At 41.5% G+C, this 17,909-nt stretch carries 16 protein-coding genes and 1 pseudogene; 3 read left to right on the forward strand and 14 right to left on the reverse strand.

Annotated elements, in window-relative coordinates; genetic code table 11:
* Positions 1 to 21: 21 nt before the first annotated feature.
* The 7 genes from BMX26_RS03570 to BMX26_RS03600 form a co-directional block, all read right to left on the reverse strand.
* A complete protein-coding gene (locus tag BMX26_RS03570) occupies positions 22 to 2,676 on the reverse strand; it encodes a cation-translocating P-type ATPase (RefSeq protein WP_075530089.1) in 2,655 nt (884 codons plus the stop codon).
* 312 nt (positions 2,677 to 2,988) lie between these two features.
* On the reverse strand, positions 2,989 to 3,744 hold the full coding sequence (gene phoU / locus BMX26_RS03575) for a phosphate signaling complex protein PhoU (protein WP_075530090.1): 756 nt from the start codon (positions 3,742 to 3,744) through the stop codon (positions 2,989 to 2,991).
* 21 nt (positions 3,745 to 3,765) lie between these two features.
* Positions 3,766 to 4,512, reverse strand: a complete 747-nt coding sequence (gene pstB, locus BMX26_RS03580) for a phosphate ABC transporter ATP-binding protein PstB (RefSeq protein WP_075530091.1) — start codon at positions 4,510 to 4,512, stop codon at positions 3,766 to 3,768.
* A 9-nt stretch (positions 4,513 to 4,521) separates the two neighbouring features.
* On the reverse strand, positions 4,522 to 5,316 hold the full coding sequence (gene pstB / locus BMX26_RS03585) for a phosphate ABC transporter ATP-binding protein PstB (protein WP_075530092.1): 795 nt from the start codon (positions 5,314 to 5,316) through the stop codon (positions 4,522 to 4,524).
* Positions 5,317 to 5,319: 3 nt separating this feature from the next.
* Positions 5,320 to 6,207: a phosphate ABC transporter permease PstA gene (pstA, locus tag BMX26_RS03590; protein ID WP_075530093.1), complete on the reverse strand. Its 888-nt coding sequence runs from the start codon at positions 6,205 to 6,207 to the stop codon at positions 5,320 to 5,322.
* The gene (pstC, locus tag BMX26_RS03595) at positions 6,207 to 7,073 is read right to left on the reverse strand and encodes a phosphate ABC transporter permease subunit PstC (RefSeq protein ID WP_075530094.1); all 867 of its coding nucleotides are present in this window, start codon (positions 7,071 to 7,073) and stop codon (positions 6,207 to 6,209) included. Before pstC ends, pstA begins: the two co-directional genes overlap by 1 nt.
* 12 nt (positions 7,074 to 7,085) lie before the next feature.
* On the reverse strand, positions 7,086 to 7,961 hold the full coding sequence (locus BMX26_RS03600; RefSeq protein ID WP_075530095.1) for a phosphate ABC transporter substrate-binding protein: 876 nt from the start codon (positions 7,959 to 7,961) through the stop codon (positions 7,086 to 7,088).
* Between the two features lie 161 nt (positions 7,962 to 8,122).
* Here BMX26_RS03600 and BMX26_RS03605 point away from each other — a divergent pair, with 161 nt between their 5' ends.
* Complete coding sequence (locus BMX26_RS03605) at positions 8,123 to 8,848, forward strand: response regulator transcription factor (RefSeq protein WP_180366051.1); 726 nt, start codon at positions 8,123 to 8,125, stop codon at positions 8,846 to 8,848.
* A gap of 32 nt (positions 8,849 to 8,880) precedes the next feature.
* Here BMX26_RS03605 and BMX26_RS03610 read toward each other — a convergent pair whose 3' ends face one another.
* Positions 8,881 to 10,266, reverse strand: coding sequence for an amino acid permease (locus tag BMX26_RS03610; RefSeq protein ID WP_075530096.1), 1,386 nt, complete (start codon positions 10,264 to 10,266; stop codon positions 8,881 to 8,883).
* Between the two features lie 187 nt (positions 10,267 to 10,453).
* On the opposite strand from BMX26_RS03610, the gene BMX26_RS03615 reads away from it, so the two are divergent.
* Positions 10,454 to 11,320 (forward strand): EamA family transporter, encoded by an 867-nt coding sequence (locus BMX26_RS03615; protein ID WP_075530097.1) that lies wholly within the window; start codon positions 10,454 to 10,456, stop codon positions 11,318 to 11,320.
* Positions 11,321 to 11,400: 80 nt separating this feature from the next.
* The gene (locus BMX26_RS03620) at positions 11,401 to 12,246 is read left to right on the forward strand and encodes a phosphotransferase (RefSeq protein ID WP_075530098.1); all 846 of its coding nucleotides are present in this window, start codon (positions 11,401 to 11,403) and stop codon (positions 12,244 to 12,246) included.
* Positions 12,247 to 12,288: 42 nt separating this feature from the next.
* Here BMX26_RS03620 and BMX26_RS09480 read toward each other — a convergent pair whose 3' ends face one another.
* From BMX26_RS09480 to BMX26_RS09735, 6 genes and pseudogenes are all read right to left on the reverse strand, one after another.
* Positions 12,289 to 12,513: a hypothetical protein gene (locus tag BMX26_RS09480; protein ID WP_143454851.1), complete on the reverse strand. Its 225-nt coding sequence runs from the start codon at positions 12,511 to 12,513 to the stop codon at positions 12,289 to 12,291.
* A gap of 33 nt (positions 12,514 to 12,546) precedes the next feature.
* Positions 12,547 to 13,152: an HAD hydrolase family protein gene (locus BMX26_RS09415; protein WP_082272467.1), complete on the reverse strand. Its 606-nt coding sequence runs from the start codon at positions 13,150 to 13,152 to the stop codon at positions 12,547 to 12,549.
* 101 nt (positions 13,153 to 13,253) lie between these two features.
* Entirely contained in the window at positions 13,254 to 14,183 is a 930-nt protein-coding gene (locus BMX26_RS03635) for a Ppx/GppA family phosphatase (RefSeq protein ID WP_075530100.1), read from the reverse strand.
* Between the two features lie 2 nt (positions 14,184 to 14,185).
* Positions 14,186 to 16,325, reverse strand: a pseudogene (locus tag BMX26_RS03640) (RNA degradosome polyphosphate kinase).
* Complete coding sequence (locus BMX26_RS03645; RefSeq protein ID WP_225355195.1) at positions 16,325 to 17,317, reverse strand: hypothetical protein; 993 nt, start codon at positions 17,315 to 17,317, stop codon at positions 16,325 to 16,327. The pseudogene BMX26_RS03640 and the gene BMX26_RS03645 overlap by 1 nt, the downstream one beginning before the upstream one ends.
* 54 nt (positions 17,318 to 17,371) lie before the next feature.
* A complete protein-coding gene (locus tag BMX26_RS09735; RefSeq protein ID WP_225355196.1) occupies positions 17,372 to 17,842 on the reverse strand; it encodes a hypothetical protein in 471 nt (156 codons plus the stop codon).
* Positions 17,843 to 17,909 lie beyond the last annotated feature (67 nt).

Here is a 17,909-nt window from a genome sequence, read left to right on the forward strand (position 1 = left end):
TAATGGTAAAGACCTTTAGTTTTAACTATTAAAGCTTTTTCTTTGGAAGAACTTAACGATTTCAACCACGGCCACCAAGATTACCGCTGCAGCCAAGACAACCAGCCATTGAGCCAAAGCCAGGCTTGTCACGTGGAAAATCGTGTTGAAGGCCGGTACAAAGATAGTTGCACACAAAAGCACTGCTGAAGCTAAGATAGCCCAGTTGAAGAACTTGTTGTCAAAGATATCTTTAGTAAAGATAGTTCCGTGTAAGGACTTGCAGTTAAAGGCGTGGACTAATTGCAAGAGGCCTAGGGTTACGTATGCCATAGTCAAGGCATCAGCGTGGATAGCTGCTGAAGAGCTGTGGACTGGGAAGGTTACCGCGTAAAGGTAAACACCCAAAGTCAAGAGTCCTTCTAAGATACCCTGGTAGAGGATACCGGTTCCGACCCCGTTTGATAAGAAGTTGGTCTTAAGCCCACGCGGCTTTCGGTCCATCAGGTCTTTTTCACCTTTTTCTACCCCTAAAGCAATGGCCGGAAAGGTGTCGGTCACCAGGTTAATCCAAAGAATTTGTACCGGAGCAAAGATTGACCAGCCTAAGAAGGTCATCATAGATAAGGTCAAGACCTCACCCAAGTTAGCTGACAAGAGGTATTGGATAGCCTTTTGGATATTGGCGTAAACCTTGCGGCCAGCCTTGACAGCGTAGATAATGGTGGCAAAGTTATCATCGGCCAGGATAATGTCAGCCGCATTTTTGGAAACTTCGGTCCCGGTAATTCCCATGCCGACCCCGATATCAGCGGTCTTTAAGGCCGGGGCATCGTTAACCCCGTCTCCAGTCATGGCTACCACCTTGTCATGGGACTTCCAGGCATTCACAATCCGGACCTTGTGTTCCGGAGCAACCCGGGCGTAAACCGTGTAATGTTCAACATTTTGTTTGAGCTCTTCATCAGACATTTGGTCTAATTGGGCACCGGTGATAACCTGGCTATCGTCTTTTTTATCCAAGATACCTAAACGAAGGGCAATAGCGGTGGCAGTATCCTTGTGGTCACCAGTAATCATCAACGGACGGATGCCGGCACGTTTTGCTTCGGCTACGGCATCTTTAACTTCCGGCCTTTCAGGGTCAATCATCCCAGTTAAACCGACAAAAATCAAGCCATTTTCTTCTCTTTCCGAAGACGGATCTTCCGGCACTTCAGGAAGCTCCTTGTAAGCGTAAGCCAAGACCCGCAAAGCTTGAAGGGCAAGGTCATGGTTGGTCTTTAAGATTTTGTCTCTGAGGTCAGCTGTTAATTCTAAAACCCTGCCGTTAAGTAAAATTTTATCGGCCCGCTTTAGAAGTTCATCCGGCGCCCCCTTGGTAAAGACGTAAATTTTGCCGTCCTTTTGGTCCTTAACGATAGCTGACATCAGCTTTCTTTCGGAGTCAAAAGGAATGGAGTTTTGCCGAACCAAACGATCTTCTACATCTTTAACATAGACTAAACCGCCGTCTAAGTAGTATTGAATCAAGGCGGTTTCAGTCGGGTCGCCGGCTAGGCCATTGTCGGTCATAACCGAGTCATTGGCTAAAATCATGGCCTGGGCCAAGCGGCTGTCGGCATCGGCTTCAAAGTCATTGGCATTAACCAATTTCATGTCAGAGTAGAGCTTTTCGACAGTCATCTTGTTTTGGGTTAAAGTCCCGGTCTTATCGGAAGCGATAATTTCGGTGGCCCCCAAAGTTTCTACTGCCGGCAGTTTTCTTACCAGGGCGTTTTTCTTAGACATGGCTTGGGTTCCAAGGGCCAGGGTAATAGTAACAATAGCTGGCAGACCTTCTGGAATAGCTGCAACCGCCAAAGAAATAGAGGTCAAAAGCATGTCTAAGAAACTTTCCCGGCCAGTCAAAAGGCCCACGGCAAAGATTACTACAGCAATAACCAGGATTAAAACTGTCAAAATCTTGCTTAAGTGGGCAATGGACTTTTGCAGAGGCGTAGTTTCTTTTTCCACGTTGTCAAGCATCTTGGCAATTTGGCCCACCTGGGTGTTCATCCCGATATCGGTAACCACAGCCACCGCTGTCCCATAGGTCACGTTGGTGTTCATGAAGCCGGAGTTTTCCTGTTCGCCTAAAGGCAGATCGTCTTTGGTCAAGTCGTTGGCATTTTTTTCAACCGCCACAGACTCCCCGGTCAGAGCTGCTTCTTCAACCTTAAGAGAGGCGGCTTCTAAGAATCTAACATCGGCCGGGATGACGTCGCCGGCTTCAAGCAAGACGATGTCGCCGACAACCAGGTCTTCACTGGAAATCTGGGTAACCTGACCCTCTCTTCTGACCCGGGTGTAAGGACTGGTCATTTCCTTTAAGGCATCAATGGCGTTTTCCGCCTTGGCTTCTTGGAAAACCCCGAAGACGGCATTTAAAATCACAACTAAGAAAATGATAATGGCATCAGCTGCTTCGCCGGCAAAAACAGAAATTGCAGCTGCCACCAGCAGGATAATAATCATCAAGTCCTTAAATTGGGCCAAAAACTTTTCTAAAAGCGTGGTCTTGCGCTTGGCCTCCAGGACATTTTTCCCGTCTTTTTCCTGTCTTTTCTTTACTTCGGCATTAGTCAAACCATCAAGGCTGGTGTCAAATTTTTCCAAAACCTCTTTTCTGGTCAGCTGGTAGTTTTTCTTTTCCATATCTTATAACCTCTTTTCGCACTTAATCTTGTAATTCAAAAATCTTTCTTAACGGCACTGCCCGTTAGGCTCGGTCTTTAACAGAACTTCAATCCCCCCTTATAGACAAAAAACTCCCGATGCGCCTTGACGACAACACCAGGAGTTTTCTGCTAGGACCTGCAGCTGGTTCTATTAACTTTTATGAAGACTGTCATACAACAGCCTATCGTAAATCTTTTCAGTTATTATTTTTATATGCTCATTATATAGACTTTTTGACTTTTTTTCAAGTATGAAACCGAGAAGGGCTTTTGTCAGATGGCTTTTAATTTACTTATCTTCTGTTTTAGGCGCCTGCTGCTTAGTTTTCTTAGTATTTTCTTTAGCTGCCTTGTCGATTTGACGGCGGTCAGCCTTGCCGGGGTTTAATTCAACCAAGTGTCCGGTTGCCGAGTAGACAATCCATTCAGCCAGGTTGACGATGTGGTCGCCGATTCTTTCCAAAAGACGGACGGTTGTCAGATAGTGGCTGCCGTATTCGATACCCTTAGGATTATCTTTCATTTCAGAAATCACAATCTTTTGGGCTGTAGCGTAGGCCCGGTCGATATCAAGGTCGGCGTTGGCAACTTCGTAAGCTTTTTGTTCATCGCCTTTAACATAAGCGTCCAAAACGTCTTCCAACATTTTGCGGACCGCGGCAGTCACATTGGCTAAGATTTCATCGACTTCATCCAAGGTCTTTAATTCATGACGCAAGTCGTCTAAAATCAAGGTTTCCCGTGCAATGTGCACCGCGTGGTCGGCGATTCTTTCAACGTCGCTTGAGGCTTTTAAAACAGTGATAACTGAACGAAATTCTGCGGCTAACGGCTGGTGGAGCGCTATAATCTTTAAGGCCTGCTTTTCTAAGACGAGTTCTTCTTCGTTGACCAAAGAGTCGCGGTCGACAACTTCTTGGGCTAATTTAACGTCTTTGTCTAAGAATGACTTGGTTGCCAGGTAGATTTGTTCACTGGCATCGATACCCATTTCCATGAAACGGCCGCGGAGCTTTTTTTGTTCGTCATTAAAAATTTCTCTCATTTTCCTATCCTTCCTATTTTTTTATCCGAATCTACCATTGAGGTAGTCATCTGTCCTTTGTTCCTTAGGACTGATAAACATTTCCTTAGTCTTGCCGTATTCTACCAGGTCGCCATTCATCATAAAGGCTGTCCAGTCTGAGATTCGAGCCGCTTGCTGCATGTTGTGGGTAACAGCAACCATGGTATATTTACCTTTTAATGATACCAAAGTTTCTTCAACTTTGTTAGCAGAAATTGGGTCCAAGGCACTGGTTGGTTCGTCTAAGAGAAGAATTTCCGGTTCAACCGCCAAGGCCCGGGCGATGCAAAGCCTTTGCTGCTGACCGCCGGAAAGAGATAAGCCAGACTTATCAAGCATGTCTTTGACTTCATCCCATAAGGCTGCTTGTTTAAGAGACTTTTCAACGGCAGCATCCAAGGCAGCCTTATCTTTAATTCCAGCTACCTGGAGACCATAGGCAACATTGTTGTAGACTGACATTGGAAAAGCAATCGGCTGTTGAAAAACCATGCCGACGTTTTTCCGCAAATCAAGCAGGTCGGTATCTTTTTGGTAGATATCCTTGCCATCCAAACTGACCAAACCTTCGATGCGGACGTTTTGGTTGTCATCGTGCATTCGGTTTAAAGTTCTAAGCAAAGTTGACTTCCCGCAGCCAGATGGCCCGATTAAGGCTGTGATTTGCTTGTCTTTAAATTCTAAGTTAATTCCGTGTAAAGCTTCATTATCCCCGTAAAAAAGCTTTAAATTCTTTACTTCTAACATTTTATCCTCCTAACCAAAGTCACCAGTCAAGTAGTCTTGGGTGATTTCAAGGCTTGGGTTGGTGAATAGCCGACTTGTGTGGTTGTATTCTAACACTAGACCCTTGTGGAAGAAAGCCGTGTTGTCAGCAATTCTTCCGGCTTGCTGCATACTGTGGGTCACAATGATGATCGTGTGTTCTTTTTTCAAAGTGTTAATTGTTTCTTCAATCTTGGCTGTGGCCAAGGGGTCTAAGGCACTGGTTGGTTCGTCCATTAAGATTACCTCAGGTTTAAGCGCCAAGGCCCGGGCGATGCAGAGCCTTTGCTGCTGACCACCGGATAAGGCCAAGGCCGACCGGGTCAAAGAGTCCTTGACTTCATCCCACAAGGCTGCCTGTCTGAGGGATTCTTCCAAAATTTGGTCTTCCTGGTCCCTGCTTAAGTTTTGGTCCTGCAAACCAAATAAGATGTTTTTTCTTACTGACTTGTAGAAGGGATTAGGCTTTTGAAAAACCATTCCGATGTGCTGGCGGACAGCATAGACGTTAGCCGACTTGGCATTGATGTCTTGGCCGTGGAAAAGGATTTGGCCTTCTACCGTCGCAATCCCGTCGTTAAGCCGGTTTAAGGACCGCAGAAGAGTTGATTTTCCGGAACCGGAAGCCCCGATTAAGGCGGTAACCTTGTTTTTTTCAAAGCCCATAGTCACGTCTTTTGAAATGTGCTTTGGCCCATATGAAACCTGAACATCCTTAAGGTCAATGATGACATTTTCTGGATCAGGTGTAAAAATCGCTTTTTTGGTTAAATCGTAGTCTTTCATTTTTTATCTGTCACCCATCATTTTATTTCTCAGGTTGGCCCCTAAAGCCCGGGCCCCCAGGTTAAAGATGATAACTATTAATACTAAAACGGTCGCACTGGCTGCGGAAACTTCGGTTGCGTCTTGAACCAAACCTTCAGAGTTTAACTTCCAGATGTGAACGGCCAAAGTTTCTGCCGGACGCATGATGTTTAAGAAGCTGTCTGAAGAAAATGGGTTCCAGTTTGTAAAGTCGACTTGGGAAGTACTTTGCCCAGCGGTAAAGATTAAGGCTGCGGCTTCCCCGAAAATACGGCCGGCCCCCAGGATAATCCCGGTGATAAGTCCCGGCAAGGCTGCAGGCAAGATGATAGAAGTGATCGTCTTCCACTTGGACAAGCCTAAGGCCAAGCCCCCCTGCATTTGAGCTTCGTCGATGTCATCAAGTGATTCTTCGAAGTTTCTGGTTAAGATCGGCAGGTTGAAGATTGTCAAAGAAATCGCCCCGGCTAAAAGAGAAAAGCCGAAGTTAAAGTTGACAACAAAAATCAGGTAAGTGAACAAACCAACCACGATTGACGGCAGGGAAGACAAGACTTCAATCACCATCCGCAAGAAAGCTGTCAGCTTGTTTTGCGGTGCGTAAAAGGCCAGGTAGATGGCCGCAAAAAGTGATAGCGGTGCTGCAATAATCAGGGTTAAAACCAAGATATAAAAGGAATCAAAAAGCTGGGTAGAAATCCCCCCGCCTGCCAAGAAGGCCTCTGATTCGGTAAAGAGAAAGTGCAAAGACATGTGTGGCAGGCCTCTGCCGATGATGTAGGCGATGATTACGATAAGTAAAGCAACAACTAAGACTGTAACAACTTTAATTGCTGTTAAAACTATTTGATTAATTTTTTTGGCATCCATTAGTTGTCACCTCCCCGGCCGACAAGTCTGATTAAGATATTGAAGAACAAGGCCATAATTAATAAAACTAAAGCTAATGACCAAAGCGCATTGTTAGGCAGGGTGCCTAAGATAGTGTTCCCAATCCCCATTGTAAGTGTTGATGTTAAAGTTGAACCCTGGCTGAGCAATGATCCCGGCATAACCAAAACGTTACCGATAACCATTTGTACGGCCAAAGCTTCACCAAAGGCACGGGTCATCCCAAAAATAATTGCAGTTAATAAAGCGGGACGGGCTGCCTTTAAAACGATCCGGTTGATAGTTTGCAACTGGGTTGCACCCAAAGCTAAAGAAGCAGTCCGGTAGTGCTTAGGCACAGCTTTCAAGCCGTCAATCATTAAGGACGTTACGGTTGGCAAAATCATCAATGTTAAGACCATAACCCCGGTTAAGATGGAAAAACCGGTCCCGCCAAAGGCATTGCGGACCATTGGCACGAAGACTTCCAAACCTAAAAGCCCATAAACAACGGAAGGAATCCCGACTAAAACTTCGATTAAAGGCTGGATGAACTGAGCCAGTTTACTTTCAGAAACTTCACTGACATAGATTGCCAAAATCAAGGCTAAGGGACTGGCAATCAAAGCTGAAGTTAAAGTTACCATTAACGAGGTAACAAGCATTGGCAAGGCGCCAACCAGCCCATCACCAGGATCCCACTGGGTTCCTGTCAAGAAGTCAACAATAGAACCATCGCCTGAGACAAACATTGAAATTCCCTTGGCTCCAACAAAGTATAAGATTGAAAATACCAAGATGCAGATAATGGTGATGGAGATTCCGGTAATAGATCTGCCTAATAATTCTTCATATTTTTGCTTCATTATATCTCTCTCCTAGCTCTTCTTAGCGTGAACGTTTCCGTCCTTATCCTTGTAGACCTTCATTTGTTTTGTGCTGACGTAGCCGGCATCCCTTAAAGTTCCGTTTTGAACTTCATCAGATAAGATGTAATCAAGGTAGGCTTTGGTAACCTTGTTTAACTTGCCGTTAGTGTACATATGTTCATATGACCAAATTTTCCATTTATTAGTTGCAACGTTTTTTGCTGTTGGGGCAACACTGTCGATATTTGCGGCCTGTAATTCATCGTTGATGTAGCCGAATGCCAAGTATGAAATAGCCCCCGGGGTGTTGGCCACGATTTTTCTTACGGTCCCGTTTGAGTCTTGTTCTTGGGCATTGACAGCTTTTTTACCATTTAAGACTGCTTCTTCAAAAGTCTGCCGGCTCCCGCTGCCTTGAGCACGGTTGATAACCGTAATCTTTAAGTCAGGGCCGCCGATTTCTTTCCAGTTGGTAATTTTTCCTGTGAAGATGTCTGCCAACTGCTTGCTGGTTAAGTTTTTAAGCCCGATATCCTTGTTAAGAACAGGTGCCAGCCCTACGACAGCCACCTTGTGGTCAGTTAATTTTTTAGCGTCGATACCTTCCTTGTTTTCCGCGAAAATATCGGAGTTCCCAATATCAACGGTTTTTTCTTGAATTTGGCTTAAGCCGGTACCAGACCCGCCCCCTTGAACATTAACCTGGGCGCCCTTGTACTCCTTTTGAAATTCTAAGGCAACCTGCTGAGCCAAAGGCTGCAGCGCAGTTGAGCCAACTATGGTAATTTTTTGACGTGCCGGTTCATTATTGGCTTGTACTTTTAAATAGCTTAACCCACCCGCTAGCAGTACCAAAATGACTATTAGCAACTTTTTTTTAGACATAACCTTCACCTCTTAATTAATTTCATTTTTAGTGTAAAAAAGTTTTGTAAATGTTAAGTAGCCTGCTTGTAAAAATCGTGTAAATATTAAGTAGCATGTAAATGTTGAATAGCAATGGTATGCTACAATTAAGACAAAAAGAAAATAAAGGGGCTACGAAGATGGAAAATAACAATTTTTTGCTTCTTACTAAAGATGACCAGCTTTATATGGATGCCAATCAGGCGTTTGTTGAAGAAAATTTCTTTTTACATCGGACAACCACAGCTGCTAAAACAGTGACAAAATTACACCGGCATAATTTTACAGCCATCATTTGGGATATTAGGGCGACGACGCTTGAAACTTGTATGGGAACGATGGAAGTTATTCGCCAAATTATGCAGGGACCGATTATTTGCTTGGTGGATGAAATTACGGATAAAAATAAAATTCGATTATTCAAGGTGCATGTTGATGATGTTTTAGATTTAGATACGAAGCCGCAAATCTTTTTGGAAATATTAAAGCAGCGGGTATGGGCGTACCAGCAAATTTTTGATATGAAAGCTTACACCATCCATAAACAAAAGAATACTGGTAAAATTGTTAAGATTGACAATATGGTTATCAATTATGACCAATATAGTTTAAAAATTGCGGGGCAAAAAATTGATTTGACACCTAAGGAATTTAAATTATTAGCCTATTTTTATGAGAATAAAAATCAAGTTTTATCGCGGGAACAAATTTTAAATGGTGTGTGGCATTATGATATTGCCGGAACCTCCAGAATGGTCGATATTCATGTCAGCCATTTGCGCGATAAAATCGAGCCTAATCCCAAAAAGCCCCAGTACTTAAAAACAGTACGTGGATTTGGATATATATTTGTGACAGAAAACTAATTAAAAAAACCAGCCTAATTAGGCTGGCTTTTTTAATTGATGGCTGTGAAAAGCTTTCTTTGACGAATCCAAGTGAAAAGTCCAAAAAGTATGGTCCAAATCACGGCTCCTAAAGCACCGGTAAAATCGACGGGAACAAAAAAGAGGGAGCAAAAGACCGCGATAAAAAAGCTGATGGTTAAAGGCGACATGAGTTGATAAAAAGGCATTTTAAACCCATTTGGATCAAAATCAGCTGATTGGCGGTAGCGGCGGTGCGCTAGCAAAGCTAAAACATAAACAATGATATACATATCGCTGGAAGCACCGGTAACAATTGTAAATAAGGCACTTAAACCATTTGTTAAGCTGAGTAAAGGAGTTAACAAAACAAGGGCGGCAGTGGCTAAAATGCCCCAAGCTGGCACCCCTTGGTCAGAAATTTTAGCAAAATGGCGGTTTAACCAAGAGTCTGGGGTACTTTCTTTGGCTAATTGATAAAAATGCCGTCCAGCTGAAAAAAGTGAGGAATTTAAAGCAGAAGCAGCTGAGATTAGAACCACAAAGTTGATGATGCCGGCAGCAGTGGCAAATCCGGCTAATTGAAAGACTTGAACAAAAGGGCTGCTATGGCTGGATAAAGAGGTCCAAGGGATGATGGTCATAATTACCAGTAAGGCGCCGATATAAAAGAGTAAAATACGCAGAAGAGTTTCGTTAACGGCTTTTTTAATCACTTGCTTAGGGTTTTTAGCTTCACCAATGGTGATGGTTACAAATTCAATGCCCTCAAAAGCAAAAAAGACCATGGGAAAAGCGGTGATAAATGAGTAAGGCCCCTTGGGTAATAGGGTGTAATTATGGGTTAAATTTGCAAATGAAGCTTTGCCTAACGGTGTTTTAGTGGCAGTAATTACCATAAATAAGCCGGTCAAAATCAAGGCGACAATGGCGCTGATTTTAATCATGGCAAACCAAAATTCAGTTTCACCAAAAAAACGGGCCGCGGTCAAATTAATCCCGACAAGCAGGCCTAAAAAAGCGATTTGAATCGCCCAGGTTGGCAGGGTAGGCAACCAGTATTGAACGTAGGTAGCTACAGCTGTTAATTCAGACATGCATAAAAAAACGAGGCCTAACCAATAAGTCCAGCCGGTAAATTGACCGACACTTGGGCCGAGATATTTTGAGATAAAGGAAACAAAGGTATGGTGGCTGGAATCAGCGTAAAACATTTCGCCCAAAGCCCGCATTAAAAAGAAGAAAAAAATACCCATAATGGCATATACCAATAAAATAGACGGTCCAGTTTTGGCAATTGTGGTACCGGCACCTAAAAAAAGCCCAGTCCCAATGGTCCCACCAATGGCAATCATCTGCACGTGGCGGTTTGATAGGGATCGAATGGTTCCATCCTCATTTTTAGTAAATTGCTGCATGAAAAAGCCCCCTTAAATATTTTTAATGACTCTATCATAGAATGCAAAGCTTAAAATATCAATATTCACTCAAAAAAAAGATTGATGAAACTTTTTCATGCTTAGGTTAAAAAAAGTAAAGCGAAAAAAGCAGAGTAGTTACTTTTGTAGGATAATAATATTTATACAAAATTAAGGGAGAAAATAAATGAAACAAGAAGTTAAAGGTATTTGGTTGGCTATTATCGGCACGAGTTTTTGGGGGATTTCCGGACCTTTTGCCCAAAATCTTTTTACCCAAAACATTAATCCGTTGTGGCTGGTAGGTTTGAGGCTAACCATTGCCGGCAGTATTTTGACTTTCTGGGGCGCACTTCAGTATCCTGAGCAGTTTAGGCAACTGCTAGAATGGCATAATCTCAAAAGACTTTTACTATTTTCTTTGTTTGGGATGGTTCCTTCACAATTGACTTATTTTTTAGCAATTAGCTATGCCAATGCTTCCACGGCAACTATCTTGCAATTTTTAGGGCCCAGCTTCATTGTGATTTATTTGGCACTTAAAACGCAAAAAATGCCGGCACGAATTGATTTAATTTGTTTAGTAATTTCTTTATTAGGTACTATTTTAGTCGTAACTAATGGAAGTTTTTCGTCCTTAGCTTTATCAGGCTTAGGGATGTTTTGGGGGATTATGGCTGGCTTTAGCCAAGCTTCTTATACCCTTTTGCCGCGAAAATTATTACAAGTCTTTGATGCTAAATTGGTGACAGGCTTAGGGATGTTTATGGGCAGTCTACTGTTTTGGCCACTACTTATCATTAAGCATCCAGCGACGGTGAATAGCAGCATGCTGCTGTCTTTTGGCTATATTATCATTTTTGGGACGATGGCGGCTTACCTTTGCTACTTGCAAAGTGTGAAATTTATTCCAGCAGCCACCACGGGAATGTTGAGCGCCTTTGAACCGCTAACGGCCAATATTGTTTCAGTGCTTTGGCTTAAAGAAATGTTGGGTGGTTTTCAAACGTTAGGTGCTATTTTGATTTTAATGACGGTTTTTTGCAGGCTTTAGCAGTCAAGAAGACTTAATACTTGCATAGGCAAGCGATTTTTTTTAAAATATTCTTAAGAAAGATTAAAGGAGTGGATGTTATGCTGATTGATTTTTTAAATGACTATTATTCGGCAGACTTTGAAGTTATTCACGATGTTGCCGGAAATCAGCATTTGGTGGGCCATAGTGTACGTTATGATTGTGATTTATTTGTTAAAATTTTCACCGACCGCGAAATGTTCTATGCTGAACAAAATGTCAATCAGGTATATTGTCCACAAATTTATCTTGATAGTGTCATTTTTGAAAATAAATACATCGTGGTTTTGCGTGATCGAACTTTAGCCGATACTGATAATCAAGACTTTAATGAAGAAGATGCTAGGGAATATGGGCGGATGTTGGGTGAATTTCATCAAAAAGTCACAGGCAATGTCTTAGTGGCTGATGATACCAAAACAAAACTTTCAGATCGAATTTTAAATACGGTTGCCAGTCTTAAAGGCTCAGAATATGAACAAGAAGTTAACGACAGTTTAAAGCTTTTAGAAGCAGACTTGAAACGGGCTGACGAAGAGTATCGTCAATTACCGCATGTCGTTTTGCATGGTGATTTTAGTTTACGCAACATCAAAGAGTATCAAGGACACAATGTTTTGATTGATTTTGAGTGGTCGCATGTAGGTGTGGCCTATGAAGATTTTTTGCGGTGCTTTTTTGCAGAAGTCAAAGATCCCAAACTAAGAACAGCTTTCATTGAAGGCTATCGCAGCATTAGTGAATTTGAGATTCCACAATATGAATTGCAACGGGTCTTAATGCTGCTATGTGCACTTGAAATTTGCCGGTTCCATGTTACCCATCAAAGGGAAAAATTTGGTGAAATTCCGCACCAGATGTTGAAGACAATTGCTAAAGGCGATGCGATTGTTAATTTGGACTAATAAGAAAAAGAGCTTCCCATCATTTTGGAAAGCTCTTTTTTATCAATATTTACGGGCTTTTGGGGCTAATAAAATTTCAAGCGCACATAAAATAATTAAAGCTAAAGGAACAAAAATTTTAAGGCCTAACACAGTCGTTATCAGACTTAGCATCGGTTTAACCCAGGTAAAATTATCTAAAAGTAGTACGGCAATGATAATGATACCTACTGTACTTTGGATGATGATGCTTTGCTTATGATTGAAGAGGGTTAAAAAAGTTCCCAAAACAAGACAACTGCAAGCGGCTAAAATGATATATCAAAAATGAAAGGGAAAAGAGCCTAAAATAACTTTTGGGATTAAAGTAACAATACCATCAACACCAATGATTTGGTTGAGTTGGCCTGATATTTGTCTTTCTTGACTAACAACAATAAAATCAGCCGGAAGGTTTTGCTTTAAGACAAGGGCCAAATCATCACGATTAGCTAAGACAGCATCGAATTTTTTAGATTTAAGTTGAGGAATTAATTTTAAGCCATCTTCAGGGCTAGAGATATTACCGAATGTTTGGTATTTAACTTCACTCATACTGTCTAAAAAAAATTTCATCGTTTGACTAAAAGTAGGACTGGCAGGTGTATTGCATGAAAAAAGCAGGGCTAGATGGTGTATATTTTGTTTTTTTAAATAAGAAAATAAAGCCTGATAGCTTTGGGTACGGTCAACGTAGACGCTGGCTATTTGGGGACCGGTTAAATTTAAAACGGTGACAGCTTCACGCATTTCTAAAGGGGCGCGTGCCGAAACGAGTGTCAAAGGAAGGTTGCTTTTTGAGATTAGACTAGCATTAGTGGTCGTCACGCGGCCATTTGAAGCGAGTAAGGTACCATCCATATCAGTAAAAACATGTTTAATTTTCATAATAACACCTGATTTATTAATTTATTTCAGTGTAAAATGTGGAATGCGTTCCATGTCAAGCCTTAAAATAAAAAAAGGGCGCTAAAAAGGCCCTTTTTTGGTTAATTTTTTGATTGCTTTAAATAGCTAAGCAAGCTTCCCTCACGCAAGCCATGGTTTGAAAAGATAACTTCATTGATATGACAGCTTCTAAGCAGCAGCATCATCGGAATTAAACCGCCTACGACTACATCGGCTCTGGCCTTGGCTAAGCCGGGAATTTGACTACGTTTGACTTTATTTAAGGTCAAAAGATTTTTAAAAAGGTCAAAGGCTTCTTGACTGCTGAGACGGTAGCCATGCAGATCAGGTAAAATACCAGGGGCATAGGCTTTGCGGCGAGCAACTTTAGCTAAGGTCCGGTTGCTTCCGCCAAGGCAGACCAACGGCATTTTGTGGGCTGAAGTTAGCCAATCAAGGTTTGTTAAAGTTTGCTCAACATAGGTCATGGCAGAAAACAGATTGGCAGCTGAAATTTTATCTTGCAGGGAAAAATCCGTCGATAAGGTGACTGAACCGAAGGGAAGGCTGATTAATTCTTTGGCTTGCATATCTTGCACTAAAATAAGTTCGGTGCTGGCGCCACCAGTATCCATAATCAGGCAGTCAGAAATATCTAAAGTACTGGTGACGCCTAAAAAATCTAAATAAGCTTCTTGTTGCCCCGAAATAACTACAAAGTTAAGACCTGTTTGAGCTAAAACCAAATCTAAAAAAGCCTGTTGATTTTTGGCTTGTCTAACAGCAGCAGTCGCTAAAGGATTGATGACGATATCATCATACTTGGCGCAGGTTTTCTGAAAACTTTTCAGCGCGGTCAAGGCTCTTTTGATGGGTTCTTCTTTGAGAATTTTTTCGGGCCCCATATTTTCAGAAAGCCGGATATATTCTTTGAGCTGACAAATTAATTTGAAGTTATTATTTGGCAAAATTTCGGTGATGCGTAGGCGGGCCGAATTTGAGCCTAAATCAATTACGGCATAATATCTCATGCTTAATCCTCACTTTCTAAAAAGGTATTGTCATGCTTCGTCAAAGGCTTAAAAGGCTTTTGCTGGGGCTTTTTTTGGTCTTGCTGGCGTTTTTTTGTTCAGATTCTTTGACAAAAAATGCCTGAGCATTATTAGCGGCCAGGTTACGGCGGTTAATTCGTTTAAAGGTATCTTGATGCAATACTCTGGTTTTGACATTGTCAGCCCACATTTCATCAAAAATAGCCAAAGCTCGCTTCTTAAGGTCTGTTTGCAAAATTGGGAATAATAATTCTACACGCCGGTTTAAGTTGCGCGTCATCATATCAGCCGAGGATAAATAAATGTCTTGGCTGCCGTTGTTGTAGAAGTAATAGATCCGGCTGTGCTCGAGAAAACGGCCAACGATGGAATGAACTTCAATGTTTTCAGAGACACCTGGAATTTCGGTTTTCAAACAGCAGATACCGCGGATAATTAGTTGAATTTTAACACCCTTAGCCGAAGCTTCGTAGAGTTTTTCAATAATTTTAGGATCAGACAAGGAGTTCATCTTCATTTTGATGACGGCAGGCAGATTTTTTTTGGCTGCTTCAATTTCATTATCAATTTTGGCATAAATAAATTGACGAATATTGTTGGGCGAATTATGCAGTTTGTGGAAGTACGGCGGTCTAGAAAAACCAGACAGCATATTAAAAAGATTAGATGCATCAATGCCCATATCGCGGTCACATGTCAAAAGACCCATATCGGTATAAAAATGGGCGGTAACATCATTGTAATTGCCGGTTCCTAGGTGAAGGTACCGTCTGATACCGTCTTCATCGCGTCTAATGACCAGGGCGATTTTAGAGTGCGTTTTTAAGCCGACAAGGCCATAAATTACGTGGCAACCCATTTGTTCGAGCGTTTGGGCCCAATGAACATTATTTTCTTCATCAAAACGGGCTTTGACTTCAACTAAGACGGTTACTTGCTTGCCGCTTTGGGCAGCTTGTCCGAGATATTAATGATAGGCGAATTGCCTGATACGCGGTAAAGGGTCATTTTAATAGCTAACACTTGTGGATCGATGGCTGCTTGGTGGATAAAATTAGTGACAGCATCAAAAGAATCATAGGGATGCTGTAATAAAAAGTCTTTTTGCTGGATACTTTGGAAAATATTGTTATCCATTGATAAAGCTGGATCCAAAAAGCCCAAAAAAGGCGGATAGCGCAAATCATCATGACCTGTAATCAAGTGCGGCCATTTCTTGAGGAAGGCTAAATCAATCGGACCATTAATTTGATAAAGGGCATGTTGGTTTACTGCCAATTTTTTGAGGAGACGTTTTTGCAAATCAGCCGACATACTATTTTCGACTTCTAAGCGCACTACCCCGCCATGTTCTCTTGCTTTGAGCTGATTTTGAACGGCTTTTAGTAAATCAGAACTGTCTTTTTCAGCCACATCAAGATCCATATCGCGGATAACTCTAAAGCAGGCAGCTTCGTTGACTTGGTAACCGTCAAAAAGCTGGCTCAGGTAGGCTTTAATGATTTCCTCTAACAAGATAAAATCATTGTCCCCCCCAGGCAGCTTCACTAAACGGGAGAAGTTTTCCGGCAGACGGACAATCGCATAGAGGTTGGTATTTTTTTTAGCCAGGGAATCTTGCAGTCTAACAGCTAAATTAAGGGAGTTATTGCTGATAAAAGGAAAAGGCCGGGAAGAATCGACTGCCATCGGGGTTAAAAACGGGGATAATTCATTTTCAAAGTAATTTTGGCAAAAATCAATTTGTTCTTCCGATAAAGCTGCAAAATCAAGCAGGCGGATTTCTTCTTTATTTAATAAGGGCAAAAGCGAGCGGTTATAAGTCGAATAACGTTTGGCGACCATATCGTGCTCTTGTTTATTGATATCTTCCAATTGAGCTTTAGGTGTCATCCCAGAAGCATCAGTACTGGTGATTTTAACGGCTACCATTTTACTTAGTGAAGCTACTCTGACCATGAAAAATTCGTCCACATTACTTTGAGTGATGCCTAAAAAATTAACGCGTTCTAGCAAGGGATTATTGGCATCACGGGCTTCTTCCAAGACCCGACCGTTAAAGTCAATCCAGCTTAATTCGCGATTTTTAAAATAAGTGTCTTTATCATATTTTTTAACCATTATTTATCAGCCTTTCTTTGTTTCAAAATAACTTTAATTCCGAAGACTTCTTCAAAAAGGGCAGCTTTTTGCTGAAAAGCCCATTTTTCTAAAGCCAGGTTATGTGAGGATAAAGCTGTAATCAATAAGTAATTTGATTTTAAAGAAACCGAGATTTTTTTAATTTTTTGTTTGCGGGAATCATCTAAGGCATCGGCCAGCCTCAGCATAGCTGATAATTTAGCGACTATCAGCTGGTAAGTGTAAGGAAGCTGCGATTCTTGGATAAAGTCTTCCGGTGTTTCACTTGAATGATAGCGGGAAATGGCAGCGATGATGGAATTTTCTTCATCTGATAAGCCGATAAGCGGGTTAGCTTTTAAAATATAAGCGGAATGGCGGTAGTGGCCATGGGCGTTAATAAAAGCGCCGATATCATCGACAGTTGCAGCAATTTGCAAAAGCAGGCGACAACGGTCGTCTAAGCGGTGCAGCTTTTTGAGCTGATCAAAGAGGTGCAGGGCAAAAGTGACGGTCGTATGGCGATGATTGGCGTCCGTGACATAGCGGTTGGCCATATTTTCAGCTGACGTTAAAATCACACTATTTAATTTTTGGGTCTCATTTTTAGCTAGATAGCTATGAAAAGTACTTAAGCCTTCGATAACATCGGCTGTGGTAACCGTTAAATGTTTGGCTTTAGAAAATTTAAGCAGTTTTTGGATCATCAAAATATCTGGTACCACGCGTTTAACTAAACGAGTATCAATGTTTAAGTGTTGGCTGATAAATTGATCAGGAGCATTCAAATAATCGGCACTAAAAGCATTAAAACCGGCTGTATCCAAATTTTCAAAAGTATCAGAGCCTTTATTTTGCAACAAGTTATTGAATAAAAAAGGATCTTGTAGTAAAATATTGACTTCATCTTTATTTTGATTAAATTCAGGGCGCAAGTATTCAAACTTACTATTGATATAATCTTTAACCACTTCATTAGGATTAGCGGCCATGTTACGCAAATCACTGGTGATTTCGTCTAATTCTTGGTATCCTAAGCTGATATTCTAAGCTGTTTGAAAATCATTTTTTTTGAATTTGGATAAGGTGACGGTAGCCGCGCCGATATTCATCAGGTAAGTCGTTTTGTTAGGTAATTTTTTGAAACCCGGATTTGACATGACGGCAATGGTTTTATAGTAATTAAGCTGGCTGGTATTGAGCCAAGTCGTCTTAAGCTTGGTTCTGACATATATTTGGTCGCTTAAATAATGCGCTATATGGGCTGGTATCAGCTGTTGATTGGCATAAAAATGGTAGTCGTCAACCCCATATGCTTTGAGTAAGGCTAAAAATCCCTTCAAGGAAGTTGTTATTTTGGCAAGTTCGTGTTCATAAACGAGATTTTGCTGGTTATTATGTACCAGCAAAGCAGAGCTGGCTTCTTCTAGTACTGTATTATCGTCTAAATCAATAATTTTTAAATTAATTTGTAAAGGCGACATATAGATAATGCCGCAGAGTTTGTTAGCAGTCATATTAATCCCCCCTATAAATTATTAATATAAATCTACACTACTAGGATAACAAAAAAAGATGCACAGG

Origin of the sequence: Ligilactobacillus sp. WC1T17 (assembly GCA_900110005.1) — a bacterium.
GTDB classification, from domain to species: domain Bacteria; phylum Bacillota; class Bacilli; order Lactobacillales; family Lactobacillaceae; genus Ligilactobacillus; species Ligilactobacillus ruminis_A.